This window comes from Halomonas sp. SIMBA_159 (assembly GCF_046536035.1).
Lineage (GTDB): Bacteria > Pseudomonadota > Gammaproteobacteria > Pseudomonadales > Halomonadaceae > Vreelandella > Vreelandella venusta_A.
Map to the genome: position 1 here is coordinate 1 of NZ_JAWJBT010001691.1, position 234 is coordinate 234.

General features: G+C 60.7%; 1 pseudogene. It reads right to left on the reverse strand.

Annotated elements, in window-relative coordinates:
* Nucleotides 1–234: pseudogene (locus R0J87_RS24965) on the reverse strand (M48 family metallopeptidase); the annotation flags it as partial.

The following is a 234-nucleotide window of genomic DNA, read 5'->3' on the forward strand; positions in this document are numbered from 1 at the left end:
ATCAGGCTGGGTTGAGACACGGGGAGCAGGCGGTAGGGCCACAAATTGGCCATCCCAGCCTGGCATAGCCCGCTGAATGCGTGTTTTTAGCGGCGGATGCGTGGCCATAAAACGGCTAAGCCCCTGCTGGATGCCCTGGCTAAACAACAGGTGGCTAAACTCAGCGGTCTGGGGGGCTGCCAGCGCCGAGCCTTTCTCGTTGGCACCGATCTTCACCAAAGCACCGCCAATGCC